Source organism: Pseudoteredinibacter isoporae (assembly GCF_011602085.1).
Taxonomy (GTDB): Bacteria; Pseudomonadota; Gammaproteobacteria; order Pseudomonadales; family Cellvibrionaceae; genus Pseudoteredinibacter; species Pseudoteredinibacter isoporae.
This window is the reverse complement of the sequence record NZ_JAAONY010000002.1, coordinates 716,717-730,158: the sequence shown is the minus strand read 5'-3', so window position 1 is coordinate 730,158 and position 13,442 is coordinate 716,717. Positions and strand designations below refer to the sequence as shown.

Genomic DNA, 13,442 nt, shown 5'->3' with positions numbered 1-13,442 from the left:
GGCCCGGGAGGCGATTATGCTAAAGCGATTATCGACAATCTCACTGGCCCTGGTGGCAATGGGGCTTTCCAGTCAGCTGATAGCCCATGGCTATCACCAGCAGCAATCTAAAAAGGTTTACCAGCATGCGCCCAAGGTAAAGCAATTTGCGATTAAGGGGCATAAAGGTGCCAAGCATTGGCGGCGAGGTCGAGGGCATCAACACCGGCCCCACCATCACCACGACCATGGCCACAGCTATGGGCATAAGCACGGGCATTATCACAACGATCATGGACACCGTTACTACGTAGAGCATGCTCACAGTTACTGCCCAACCTCTCGTTACCGTTATTCCTCGGTGTACGGTACCTATTTCATTGTGGGCACTGGCAGTTACACGACCAAGGTCTACGTTCACAATGGTCAGCGCTACAATTATCAGCCGTACAACCACCATCATTACAAGCACAAAAAATACAAGCACCGGCCGTCAGGCAAGCTGCAGGTGACACTGGGTTTTTGATCAGTTTTATAAGCCTGATAAATTAAGCAATCCTGACGAGTAAGTTTCCGTGATGGGGCCAAGAGGGGATTTTTGATTAGAATCTATTTCTTGTGGAATGTCTCTTGACCTCGGAAAAGTAGTGGCGCATAGTCGGCTACCCATTTGAGAATTCCTGTGGCAAATGGGCAAAAAAAGATCTGTTATGGAAGCGGACTATGCGTTTGATGCACACAATGTTGCGGGTCGCCAATCTTGAGCGCTCGATTGCCTTTTATACAAAGGTTATGCAAATGCAGTTACTGCGCCTGCAGGAGTATCCCGAGGGCGAGTTTACCCTGGCGTTCCTGGGCTATGGTGATGAGGCAAGCAACACCGTTCTTGAATTGACCTATAACTGGGCGTCCGGAAACTACGATCTCGGCAATGCCTACGGCCATATTGCCATTGAGGTTGAGGACGTCTATCAGGCCTGTGAGCAGATTCGTGCCGCTGGTGGGCAGGTAACCCGCGAGGCTGGCCCAATGAAGGCGGGAACCTCGATTCTGGCCTTCTGTGAAGACCCGGATGGCTATGCTATTCAGCTGCTGGGCAAACGCGGCTTGCAATAGCCACAACGGATTCCTTTCTGATTTCGCTTCGGCCGGGCTCTAGCCCGGACTGTTCATTGGTTGCGCCTGCAAAACCTGTTAGAATCCGGCCCCTTTTCAGCCTTGGTCTACACTTCACTATCGAATCCGTAATGTACGGGCCCTATGAGGGTTCGCCCAGGCAATAGCAATGCACTCTGATAATTTGAGGCTCACATGTTTAATCTGATTCACGAAAAAGCGAATCAATATAATGTTAAAAATGATGTCCTGTCGGGCACCACGGTAGCGTTGGCGCTGGTTCCCGAAGCGGTAGCCTTTGCCTTTGTTGCGGGTGTTGAGCCGATGGTGGGCTTGTACGCGGCCTTCATGATGGGCTTGCTGACCGCTATCTTCGGTGGCCGTCCCGGAATGATCTCCGGTGCGACGGGTGCCACGGCGGTGGTTATGGTCTCACTGGTTGCTCAGCATGGCGTGCAATATCTGTTCGCCGCAGTACTGCTGGCCGGTGTGATTCAGATTCTCGCAGGTGTGCTGAAGCTGGGTAAGTTTATTCGCATGGTGCCGCACCCGGTCATGCTGGGCTTTGTTAATGGTCTGGCGATTGTTATTTTCCTGGCTCAGCTAGGCCAGTTTAAAGTGCAGGGCGCAGGTGGCATGGAGTGGATGCAGGGTGAAGCGCTGATGATTATGGTGGGGCTGATCGCTCTGACTATGGCCATTGTTCACTTTCTTCCTAAGCTGACAACGGCTGTACCGGCGGGTTTGGTCGCAATTATTGCCGTAACGATGATTGTGATAGGTCTCGATCTGGAAGCTCGCTCGGTGATCGACTTCGTTCGTGACAGCCTGCCCGCAGAAGAAGCCGCCACTGCAACTCTGAAAGGTGAGCTGCCCAGTTTTGCGATTCCGGCTGTTCCCATGACGCTGGAAACTCTGTGGATCATCCTGCCGTACGCCGCCATTATCGCCGCTATCGGCTTGATTGAATCGTTGCTGACGCTGAGCCTGATCGACGAAATTACCGAAACCCGCGGTCAGGGTAACCGCGAGTGCGTTGGCCAGGGCATTGCCAACAGCGTTAATGGTGTCTTCGGTGGCATGGGCGGCTGCGCCATGATCGGTCAGAGTATGATCAATATTAACAACGGTGGCCGTGGTCGTTTGTCGGGCATTACCGCAGCGCTGGTATTGCTGGCCTTTATCCTGTTCGGCGCCCAATACATTGAAATGATTCCGCTGGCCGCGTTGGTTGGCATCATGTTTATGGTGGTACTGGGTACTTTCGAATGGTCTTCTCTTCGCATCATACGCAAGATTCCACCATCCGATGCCTTTATCTTGATTCTGGTTTCCGGTGTCACTGTGATGTACGACCTGGCGATTGCCGTGATTATCGGTGTGATCGTTTCAGCCCTGGTGTTTGCCTGGAAGCACGCCAAACACATTATGGTGGATACCTATGTCGACGAGAACGGTTACAAGGTGTATGACCTGCGTGGTCCGATTTTCTTCGGTTCGGTGAGCCACTTCCGTGAGTTATTTGATCCAAAGAATGACCCTGAGCATGTGGTTATTGAATTCAAGCGCTCACGTGTCAGTGACCATTCCGGCATCGAAGCATTGGATGCACTGGCTCTGCGTTATCAGAAAGAAGGCAAGACGCTGCATCTGCGTCACTTGAGCCCTGAGTGCCGTAAACTATTGAAGAATGCGGGTGATCTTTGCGAAGTGAATGTACTGGAAGATCCAAACTACCGTGTTGCTACCGACGTTCTGGCCTAAGGCGGGAGCGTTCAATCAGGAGGTGGAAATCAATCACCTCCTGATATTCTTTTCTCATTTTCCCTTTTGATCGTTCTCAGAGCCTATGGTTCTGCGCGTGGTATTCAGCTGCAATCGCGGCTAACCAGCTTGTCTTGTCGAGCGATTGAGCGCTGCAAATAATCCAGAGTCTGCTCAGGAGCACCTTCCAGCTTGCGTTGCTGAAATTGGGTTTGCAGTTTGCTCATCCGCGTTCGACTGCTGGCGCAACGGCGGTGTTTTCGGCTGAGCTCCTTGAGGCGGGCCTGATCACTTTCACTCATGCTGCTACTGACTTCTTTTGGCTGCACGGTGGACTGTGGTGCTGGCTGAACGCTGACAATGTCACTGTCGTCTTCTGACTTACTGGCGATATCTTGCTGCAGTGCTTCCTTACCTTCGCCCTGGACAATATCGGTTTGCTGCTCCTGTTGCTGGGCGGGCAGGGCTTCCAGAACTTCGGCCGGTTTTTCCTCCGCTTCCTTGATCAGGGTAGCGCCGGGACGAGGTTTATCACTGTATTGAAACTTGCCGGATTCGTCCTGCCAGCGATATATCTGCGCCTGGGTTTCGAGGCTGGCGATAAACAAACTCAGGGCGCAAATGATATGGCCAAAGGGTCTGTGAAAGAATGCGGGGCTGGGGTGTTGCAGGGTTGCTGGGTTCATCCTGGTAAACCTTCGGATCTGACACTTTGTAGCCGGACTCACCACACCGGTTGATCAGATCATATTAGCATTATTGGGGAATGGAAACCTGTTAACCCCACCTCAAATCCATGGGCACTTAAAACCGTTCAATCGGTAGATTGAACCGTTCAGGTGCACATTCGGGAAACATTATTTTTCTATTGGGCTGAAGAGGCGCTGAATATGGCGTTGCAGGGTGCTCTCGGCGAGTTGCCAGTTCTCGGGACAGTTCTCGACCACGAGCAGGTATTCCAGCCACTGGATAATGCCATGCAGTGAATGGGCATCGGCTTCGGGAGCATCGTTACCCAGCAGTTCGAGAAATTGCTGAATGGCCTGTAAGATTTCTCCGCGCAGTACCTGATACTTCTCTTCCAGACTGCGGTTGTGGAGGGTTTCGTTGAGAAAAGCATGTTCCAGGCGGCGGGACTGAACATCGTCCACCTGACGGCGAATATGCTCCAGCACCAGAGTGGACGCATCGATAGACAAGCTTTCAAGCAGTTCGGGGGACAGCGTGTTTTCGCCCCGGGTTGCCAGCTTGTTCTGGTAGAGAGCGAAGGTTTGTTCTTTTAGCCAGGCATTGCGTACCTGGCTCTCTTCAATAAAGAGACCGAAGGCATCGTTAATCAGATCTTTGATGTCTTTGAAGTAGTAGGTCGTCGCCGAAAGGGGGACTTCAGCTTCTTTGGCAATGGCGCGATGGCGAACAGAACGAATACCATCGCGGGCGATGATCCGCAGAGTCGCTTCGAGAATTTCCCGGCGACGATGTCGACTGTTTGCCCGTCGAGGCTGGCGGCCTTTGATCTCAATCGCCAGATCTTGTTTTTCGCTGTCTTTTTCACCTGCCATGATGAGTGAGTCCGCCTTCACTGAGCTATATGTATTTTCGCTAATAAGTTTAGCTAATATGCCCGGTGGTGCGAACCCGTCGGCTGCCTGTAGTTTTGGGTGCTTGCTTGGCTTTGGCCTTTTCTTGCTGGTAGTGATCTACCGCGTTTTTGGCGGCAATCAAAAAGCCAGTCACAATAAAGGCACCGGGTGGCAGCAAGGCGACGAGTAAGCCAGGGTATTCCTGGCCAAACACCGAGATTTCCCAATCCGCTGCGAGCGGGCCCAAGAGAAGGTCCATGCCCGCAAACAAGGTACCGGACCCGAGTAATTCGCGAGCCGCGCCCAAAAGCAGCAAAACAATCAGAAAACCCAGGCCCATCATAATGGCATCGACGGTTGAGGCGAGCACACCGTTTTTACTGGCGAAGGCGTCAGCGCGACCTAGAATGGTGCAATTGGTAACGATCAGTGGAATAAAAATCCCCAGAATCTGATACAGCTCGTAGGTGAACGCCTGCATCAGTAGCTCGGTAGCGGTGGTGAAAGAGGCGATAATCATCACGAAGGCCGGCAATCGCACGGCATCGCTCACTGCGTGGCGAATCAGGGACACGCTGATATTGGAACCAAGCAATACCAGTAGGGTTGCCAGCCCCAGGCCAAGAGCATTCACCACTGAGCCGGTAACAGCAAGCAGCGGGCACAAGCCCAGTAGCTGGACCAGTGCAGGGTTATTGGTCCAGAGGCCGTTCTTGCTGATGTCAGCGTAGTTTACGGTTTTATCACTCATGGCTCGATTCTACTTTGGCGATGGAATGTTCGCGTTGATCGTCAGCGTCTTTGGTTTTCAGCCACTGGCTGAATGCCTGTACCGAAGCTTTAACCTGATTTACCACAGCGCGGGGGGTAATGGTTGCTCCCGTAAACTGGTCGAAATCACCACCATCTTTTTTCACGGCCCAGGTGCTTTCGTTCTCAGGTGTCAAGCTGCGACCGGTGAAGCTTAAAATCCAGTCACTCTTCTTCAGTTCGACTTTGTCACCCAGGCCAGGTGTTTCTTTGTGGGCCAGAACTCGCACACCGGTGACAAGGCCGTTGGGCGTAATGCCGATCAGAATTTTAATGTCGCCACTGTATCCATCCGGTGCAATGGCTGGAACAAGGTAGGCCAAAACCTGCTCGCCTTTTTTGGCGATATACACTTTTTCAGCGTCTCGCCAGGACAAGCTTTCCTGCAGGCTTTTGGGAATGTCGAGAGATTCGGCCAGCATATCGTTGTCGTGTTTTTCCGGCAGGCTGGAGATAATTTCCAGCAGAGCTTGCTCGGCGGCTTTACGCTGTTCCGCGGCAATGCGATCTTTGGTCAACAATTGAGTCCCAGCCAGCACGGCTGCGGTCAGCAGGGCAAAGGCGCCGAGAATAATGGCGTTTCTTCCAATGGAATTGCCTAAGGTCATGGCTCTTGCTTCTCCGTCGCCCGGCGCGCTTTATCGTGACCGTAGCTGCGCGGTACGGTGTAGTAATCAATAAACGGTGCGGCGAAATTCATCAGCAGAACGGCGAAGGCAACCGCATCCGGATAGTTGCCCAACACGCGAATGATATAGACCAGTACGCCAATGGCGGCACCAAAAATAATGCGCCCGCGAGTCGATACCGTTGAGCTGACCGGGTCTGTAATAATAAAGAATGCCCCGAGCATAGTGGCGCCACTGAACAAATGCAGAGCCAGTGAGCCTCCGGATTGGGAACTGCCGGAATCGTAACCGAGCAATGCGCAAAGGCTGAGTGCGGCGAGCATGCTGAGCGGCGCATGCCAGGTAAATACTTTTTTATAGAGCAGGTATAAACCACCCATTAAAAAGCCGAGGTTGACCCATTCCCAGCCGGCGCCTGCGAGGGCACCCTCTCGAAGCAAGGCATTGTCCGCGTAAACCTGATTCATCAGCTGGCTATTGTTTTGCTTCACGATGTCCAATGCGGTGGCGCTGGTGTAGGCATCAAGGCCTTCACTGCTAAAGACTTGTTGCAGGGCAGCACCCACTGACGGCAGTTGTTCGGCCAGCGGGAGCGGAGTAGGCCATTGACTCATTTGCAGCGGGAATGAAATCAATACCACCACATAGCCCACCATGGCGGGGTTAAAGGGGTTGTAACCCATGCCGCCATAAAGCTGTTTGGCGAGAACGATGGCGCTCAAACTGGCGACCATGACCACCCACCAGGGGCAATAGGGGGGCAGCGCCAAGCCAAGCAGTACGGCGGTGACCGCAGCGCTGTAATCGCGCAGGTAAAAGCCAAGAGGGCGCTTGCGCAGTTTTAAAATGGCAGCCTCAGCACCCAGGCAAAAAATAAGTGCCAGGGTGATGTTGATTAAACTGCCGATACCAAAGAAGTAAGTCAGTGCCGCAAGCCCGGGTAGAGTTCCCAGAATAACGGTACGCATAACCGATTGAGTATCCACTCGGCCGTGGGCATGTGGCGAACTGGCGCGCAGGAAAGACATTATTCGGCCTCCAATTCGGCAAGTTTGTTTTGCAGCTTTTCAAGCCCCAGCTTGAACGCATCAATATTATCACTGTTTTCGGCAAGCGCATTATCCAGACGAAGCTGGGCTTTATCGATTCGCTGTTTCAGAGAATCTATCTGCGCCTGCTGTTTTTCTTCCGGGCTCATGTTGGCCTGGGCAGCAGCCTTTTCTTTCGCCTTGGCGATTGCGGCTGCAGCGGCATCTTCCACAGCTGAGACCACTTCGGGTTCCGGCGTGTTTTCTTTGCCAGCATTTTCAGCCGACTCTGCTTCGCTGATTTCCTGTTTTACGGTAGCAATCTTGTCCTGCAACTTGGCGACGGCCGCTTCCAGTGCAGAACGTTGATCATCGGTCGCAGCGGCCAGCTTTTCTTCGCTTTTGCTCAAGCGGGCTTCCAGGGATTTCAGGCTGCTCTGCAGTTTTTCAGTTGGCGACATCGTCAGGCGCTGCATGGCCTTGGCTTTCGCCCGCTCAATAGGGTCTTCAATGCTGTCAGGATCAACGGCAGACTGTTTTTCAGGGGCAGGGGCAGGGGCAGGGGCAGGGGCAGGGGCAGGGGCAGGGGCAGGGGCCGCTGCTTGCAGCTCATTGATTTCCTGTTCCAGATCGCAGATTTTCTGCTTGAGTTTATCAACCACTGAATCCATTGCTGCTTTTTTGTCTTCGTCGGCTTCCGCAGCTTTTTGTTCCGCTTTTTTCAAGCGCTCGCCCATGGCTTCCAGATTTTTCCGGGCTTTCTCCAGTGGCGACATACTCAGTCGTTGCTGGGCTTTTGCTTTTGCCCGTTCGATTGGATCTTCGATGCTGTCCGGGTCGACGGCATTTGCCTCCGGCACGGTGGTGCTGGCTTGCAGGTCTTTGAGTTCTTGTTCGGCGGCTTCAATTTTCTGCTTCAGCTTATCGCTTGCTGCATTCAAGGCATCGCGTTTGTCATCGTCGGCTTCAGCGGCTTTTTGTTCCGCTTTTTTCAGGCGTTCTTGCAGGGTTTCCAGATTCTTCCGGGCTTTTTCCAATGGCGACATACTCAGGCGCTGCTGAGCTTTTGCTTTGGCGCGTTCGATCGGATCATCGCTGTCTACAGACGCACTTGTCGATTGTTGCTTCTGTTTGAATTCGGTCAGTTTGGCTTCGGCATCTTTCATGCGCACTTGAGCCTGCTTGAAGCGAGCCTCAAGCTTGGCTTTCTGGTCGTCTGCCTCGGCTTGCTGCCATTTTTCTTCAGCGCTTTTGGCACGATTGGTGGCGTTGTTGAAGGCGCGTTCCAGTTTTGCCAATTGCTCGGCCGGATCATCCTGCTGGGCTTGTACGCGGGCCATCGCGGCGGCCACTGGGTCGGAAGGGGCGGTTCCCGGAGCCGGTTTGGCCGCGGCTTTGGCCGCTTCGGCGGCTTTTTTGCGAGCCAGGCGCTTGGCTTCTTTTTCGGCCTCGGCGGCTTCAATACGTTTTTGACGGAACTCAAAACGCTGACGGGAGCGATCTGATTTTTCTTTATCAATGGCGGCCTGGCGAATTTCGCCTTTTGAAGCGCGGTAATATTGCACCAGAGGAATACTGCTTGGGCAAACATAGGCGCAGGCACCGCATTCGATACAATCCATCAGGTTGTGGGCTTGCAGGCGATCGTGATCTTTAGCTTGCGCATACCAGTACAACTGCTGGGGCAGAAGACTTGCCGGGCAGGCTTCTGCGCAATGGCCACAACGAATGCAGGCTTGCGCCGGTTCCGGGTCAGGCATTTCCTGATGGCTTGGGGCCAGCAGACAGTTGCTGGTTTTGACAATCGGAGCGTTGATGTCGGGCAGGCTAAAGCCCATCATCGGTCCGCCGGCAATCAGGCGAGCGCAATCTTGTTCACTGAAACCAAACTGTTTGAGTACAAAGTCGCTGGGGGTGCCGATTCGCACCAGGGTATTGCCTTGTTGCTGCAGACTTTCGCCGACCACGGTGGTGATTCGTTCGGTGAGTGGCTTGCCAAATTTGATGGCTTCCCAGATTGCAACAGTGGTGCCGACATTTTGCAGCACAATGCCAATGTGAGCTGGCAGGCCGCCACTGGGCACTTCCTTGCCTGTTAGGATTTGAATCAATTGCTTTTCGCCACCGGAAGGGTATTTGGTGGGAAAGCTGACCACTTGAATGTGATCGATGCCGGGAACTTCACTGGCATCCAGATTCTTCAGCGATTGTTCCAGCGCAGCAATGGCCTTGGGCTTGTTGTCTTCAACACCAATCAGGATATTGTCCGGCTCACCAAGAATGTGGGCGAGGAGTGCACAGCCACGAATTATATCGTCGCTACGTTCTTGCATCAGAACATCGTCGGCGGTGATGTAAGGCTCGCACTCGGTGCCATTAATAATCAACGTATCGATTGGGCTGGTGGCTGGTGGTCGCAGTTTTACGGCAGTAGGAAAACCTGCACCGCCCATACCGGCGATTCCAGCCAGGCGAATGCGGTGCAATAAATCATCGGCTTCCAGCGCGTATGGGTTTTCGGTTTCCTGTAATGGAACCCAGCGATCTTCGCCATCGCAGCGAATCACGATGCAGTCGCCCCACAATCCCGAGCTGTGTGGAATCGGGCGCGGTTCGATGGCAATAACTTCGCCGGAACTGCTGGCGTGTATCGCCGCGCTGAACGGGCCGTTCGGCTCAGCGATCATTTGTCCGCGCAGCACCTTGTCACCTACCTCGACAATGGCTTCGGCCGGTGCACCGATATGTTGGCCCAGAGGCAAAACCAGTTCCTCGGGAATAGCACTGTGTTGCAGTTCAATTTGCAGGGACTGGGCTTTATTTTCCGGTGGGTGAACACCGCCACGCAATGGGTAAATTAACTGGCTCATGCGGCATCGCCCTCAACTTTGGGAGAACGATCGGTGGCGATAATACCTTGCTGGCTTACGCCATCCAGAGGGGAGGGCAGCTGCCACTTCCAACTGCTCAAAGTAACTTCTACATCGCGCATTTCAATACAATCTACCGGACAGGGTTCAACGCATAAGTCACAGCCGGTGCATTCGTCGACAATCACCGTGTGCATATGTTTGGCAGAACCAAGGATGGCATCCATCGGACATGCCTGAATGCACTTGGTGCAACCGATGCACTCGTCCTCTCGAATATAGGCCACTTGGGGAACATCGGATTCGGCGCCGTGCTCAGCATCCAGCTCGGGGGCATCAACGCCGAGTAAATCGGCGATGGCATTAATGGTTTCCTGGCCGCCGGGAGGGCATTTATTAATTTCCTCGCCGTTGGCAATGCCTTCGGCGTAGGGGCGACAACCGGGATGACCACACTGACCGCACTGCGTTTGCGGTAGCAGATTATCAACCTGATCAACAATCGGATTGCCTTCGATTTTATAGCGCACTGCGGCGAAGCCGAGAATAGCACCAAACACAATGGCCAGACCGCCAAGTACCAATAATGCTAATAACAGAGGGTGTAAATTACTCAGATCCATGGGCTAATTCGGTTTAAACCAATCCTCCAAAACCCATGAACGCCAGCGACATTAAACCGGCCGTTACCATGCCAATGGCGGCGCCTTGAAAGGGCGCGGGCACATCGGCCACGGCCAGGCGTTCGCGCATTGCAGAAAACAAAACCAGCACCAGAGAAAATCCAATCGCGGCGCCAAAGCCGTAAAATGTAGATTCCATAAAGTTGTGGTTTTTATTGGTGTTCTGCAAAGCCACACCAAGTACGGCGCAGTTGGTGGTGATCAGTGGCAGGAAAATACCCAGCACCCGGTAAAGCAGCGGGCTGGTTTTTTCGATAAACATTTTTGCGAACTGTACCACTACTGCAATCACCAGAATAAAAGCGATGGTGCGGAGGTAATCCAGTCCGAGGGGCGCCAATAAATAATTATTCACAAGGTAGCTACAGATGCTGGCCAGGGTCAGCACAAAAGTGGTTGCGCCACCCATGCCAATTGCGGTCTCGAGTTTATTGGATACGCCCATAAAGGGGCACAGTCCGAGAAACTGTACCAGAACAAAATTGTTCACCAGTATGGTGCTGATCAAAATAATGGCAAAGTCAGCCATCGTCGCTCCACTATCTGTAATCACTCCGATTCCTGAGAATCGGTATTGCTATAGGTTGCTCAATATCATTGCGGTACGCCGTATACGATATGAGCTGGCGAGCTTTTTTCTTGGGAGGGGCAGCTCGCCTGATCTTTTTACATCACCCTTTGGCCTGGTTTGGCACCGCTGTGGGGCTCAAGCAGGTAAATTTCTTTGTCGCCTGGCCCGGCGGCCAGCACCATACCTTCGGACATGCCGAACTTCATTTTACGAGGCGCCAGATTGGCCACCATGACGGTGAGCTTGCCTTGCAGGTCTTCAGGCGCGTAGGCGCTTTTGATGCCGGAGAATACCTGACGTGTTTCGCCACCGAGATCCAGTGTCAGCTTCAAAAGCTTTTTGGCACCATCAACATGTTCAGCCTGTTTGATCAGGGCAACACGTAAATCAACTTTCGCAAAATCATCAAAGTTAATTTCCTCGGCGATGGGCTCTTCGGCCAGGGGGCCACTGGCGGCAGGTGTTGCAGCAGCCTGCATGGCTTCGGCAGCGGCTTGTTTGCTGTCTTCTACCATAGCGGCAACCTTGTCCGATTCAATGCGCATCATGAGAGGTTTAAACTTGTTGATGGCACCCGCGCGATAATTCAGCTTGTCTTCCCAGCTCAGTGTTTCACCCAAAAAGATTTCCGCTTTTTCGGCGGTTGCAGGCAAAACCGGCTTCAGGAAACGCATCAGGGCGCGGAACATATTCACACCCAGGCTGCAGATGTCGAGAACCTTCTGTTCGTTGCCTTCTTCTTTCGCCAAACTCCAGGGCGCCTGTGCGGCAATATACTCATTGGCGGCGTCGGCCAGCGCCATGATTTCGCGCATGGCTTTGCTGTATTCACGCTGTTCATAGAGTTCAGCGATGTTGTCTTCAGCATCGATGAACTTCTGCCACAGTTCGGTATCGGCGACATCACTGGACAATTCACCACCGGCTTTTTGAACAAACTTGGCGGTGCGACTGGCAATGTTTACCACTTTGCCGACCAGATCGGAGTTCACGCGTTGTACAAAATCTTCCAAATTCAAATCCAGATCGTCGACGCTGGCTGTCAGTTTGGCAGCGAAATAATAGCGCAGATATTCCGGATCGAGATGACTCAGGTAAGCCGCGGCATTGATAAAGGTGCCGCGTGACTTGGACATCTTTTTTCCATCGACGGTCAGAAAACCGTGAACGTTAACGGCGGTCGGTTTGCGATAACCTGCCGAATGCAACATGGAGGGCCAGAACAGGGCGTGGAAGTTGACGATGTCCTTGCCGATAAAGTGGTAAAGCTCGGCTTCGCTGTCCGCTTTCCAGTATTCGTCCCAGTCCAGGTTTTCCCGGTCACAGAGGTTTTTAAAACTGGCCATGTAGCCGATAGGTGCGTCCAGCCATACGTAAAAATATTTTCCACTCTGGCCGGGAATTTCAAAACCAAAATAGGGCGCGTCGCGAGAGATGTCCCATTCCTGCAAACCGGCATCCAACCATTCGGCCAGCTTGTTCGCGACCTCGGGTTGCAGGGTTCCGCTGCGAGTCCAGTCTTTCAGAAAATCGGTAAATTCCGGCAGTTTGAAGAAAAAGTGTTCGGAATCTTTAGATATTGGTGTGGCACCGGAAATGGCTGACTTCGGGTTAATCAGCTCTGTGGGCGAATAGGTGGCGGAACACACTTCACAGTTGTCGCCGTACTGGTCTTCCGCCTTGCATTTGGGGCAAGTGCCTTTGATGTAACGATCGGCCAGAAACAGTTCTTTTTCCGGGTCATAGGCCTGGGTGATCGTGCGGCTGGCAATGTGGCCGTTTTCCTGCAACCGTTTGTAAATCATTTCGGAGTACTGACGATTTTCTTCCGAATGGGTAGAGCCGTAGTTATCAAATGCGATATGGAAACCGGCAAAATCTTTTTCGTGATCCGCTTTAACATTGGCAATCTGCTCTTCGGCGGTGATGCCAAGCTGTTCCGCTTTTAACATGATAGCGGTGCCGTGAGCGTCGTCGGCGCAAACATAGTGACAGTCGTGGCCACGCAGTTTTTGGAAGCGCACCCAAATATCGGTTTGAATATATTCGACCAGGTGGCCAAGGTGGATAGGACCATTGGCATAGGGCAGTGCGCTGGTGACCAAAATTTTACGGCGCTGACTCATTGACAGAAACTCGCTCTCATTAACGTGCCCACGGTGGGCGGTTCAAACAGGATAATCTTGTGTGCATGTTCTCCAACAGGTATTGAACCAGTTGCAGGGCAGCAAAACCCGCCGATTATAGCACCCTAATTTGTTGCTAAATACTCCGAAGCCCCTTTTATTTAGGCATAAGCTTAGTCTTTGCCACCTATCAAAGCGCTTGCGAATCGAGCTGGATTCCCAGAGGTTGATTATTTCCTGAGCGATCCGTGGCTCAAGGCGTCTTGTAAGTGTCTTGCCGTTA

General features: G+C 52.8%; 12 protein-coding genes. 3 read left to right on the top strand and 9 right to left on the bottom strand.

The genetic code is table 11. From position 1 onward, the window contains the following. Positions 1–16: 16 nt before the first annotated feature. The 3 genes from G8768_RS11725 (at position 17) to G8768_RS11715 (ending at position 2,859) form a co-directional block, all read left to right on the top strand. Positions 17–505, top strand: a complete 489-nt coding sequence (locus G8768_RS11725; protein ID WP_166846821.1) for a hypothetical protein — start codon at positions 17–19, stop codon at positions 503–505. A gap of 197 nt (positions 506–702) precedes the next feature. After that, complete coding sequence (gloA, locus tag G8768_RS11720) at positions 703–1,095, top strand: lactoylglutathione lyase (protein WP_166846829.1); 393 nt, start codon at positions 703–705, stop codon at positions 1,093–1,095. Between the two features lie 195 nt (positions 1,096–1,290). Then, positions 1,291–2,859: a SulP family inorganic anion transporter gene (locus G8768_RS11715; RefSeq protein WP_166846832.1), complete on the top strand. Its 1,569-nt coding sequence runs from the start codon at positions 1,291–1,293 to the stop codon at positions 2,857–2,859. A 104-nt stretch (positions 2,860–2,963) separates the two neighbouring features. Here the strand turns inward: G8768_RS11715 and G8768_RS11710 are convergent, their stop codons facing one another. The 9 genes from G8768_RS11710 to metG all read right to left on the bottom strand — a co-directional run bounded on the left by G8768_RS11710 (position 2,964) and on the right by metG (position 13,159). After that, positions 2,964–3,545 (bottom strand): DUF4124 domain-containing protein, encoded by a 582-nt coding sequence (locus G8768_RS11710; protein ID WP_166846834.1) that lies wholly within the window; start codon positions 3,543–3,545, stop codon positions 2,964–2,966. A gap of 171 nt (positions 3,546–3,716) precedes the next feature. Continuing rightward, positions 3,717–4,421, bottom strand: coding sequence for a TetR/AcrR family transcriptional regulator (locus G8768_RS11705; RefSeq protein WP_166846837.1), 705 nt, complete (start codon positions 4,419–4,421; stop codon positions 3,717–3,719). Positions 4,422–4,470: 49 nt separating this feature from the next. Continuing rightward, complete coding sequence (locus tag G8768_RS11700) at positions 4,471–5,193, bottom strand: electron transport complex subunit E (protein WP_166846840.1); 723 nt, start codon at positions 5,191–5,193, stop codon at positions 4,471–4,473. Continuing rightward, positions 5,186–5,860 carry an electron transport complex subunit RsxG gene (rsxG, locus tag G8768_RS11695; protein ID WP_166846843.1) on the bottom strand — a complete coding sequence of 225 codons (675 nt, stop codon included), beginning with the start codon at positions 5,858–5,860 and terminating at the stop codon, positions 5,186–5,188. The genes G8768_RS11700 and rsxG overlap by 8 nt, the downstream gene beginning before the upstream one ends. Next, positions 5,857–6,909, bottom strand: a complete 1,053-nt coding sequence (gene rsxD, locus G8768_RS11690; RefSeq protein WP_166846846.1) for an electron transport complex subunit RsxD — start codon at positions 6,907–6,909, stop codon at positions 5,857–5,859. The genes rsxG and rsxD overlap by 4 nt, the downstream gene beginning before the upstream one ends. Continuing rightward, positions 6,909–9,779, bottom strand: coding sequence for an electron transport complex subunit RsxC (gene rsxC, locus G8768_RS11685; RefSeq protein ID WP_167202770.1), 2,871 nt, complete (start codon positions 9,777–9,779; stop codon positions 6,909–6,911). Before rsxC ends, rsxD begins: the two co-directional genes overlap by 1 nt. Then, positions 9,776–10,402: an electron transport complex subunit RsxB gene (gene rsxB, locus G8768_RS11680; protein WP_166846852.1), complete on the bottom strand. Its 627-nt coding sequence runs from the start codon at positions 10,400–10,402 to the stop codon at positions 9,776–9,778. The genes rsxC and rsxB overlap by 4 nt, the downstream gene beginning before the upstream one ends. A gap of 13 nt (positions 10,403–10,415) precedes the next feature. Next, the gene (rsxA, locus tag G8768_RS11675) at positions 10,416–10,991 is read right to left on the bottom strand and encodes an electron transport complex subunit RsxA (protein ID WP_166847558.1); all 576 of its coding nucleotides are present in this window, start codon (positions 10,989–10,991) and stop codon (positions 10,416–10,418) included. A 137-nt stretch (positions 10,992–11,128) separates the two neighbouring features. After that, positions 11,129–13,159 carry a methionine--tRNA ligase gene (gene metG / locus G8768_RS11670; protein WP_166846855.1) on the bottom strand — a complete coding sequence of 677 codons (2,031 nt, stop codon included), beginning with the start codon at positions 13,157–13,159 and terminating at the stop codon, positions 11,129–11,131. Positions 13,160–13,442 lie beyond the last annotated feature (283 nt).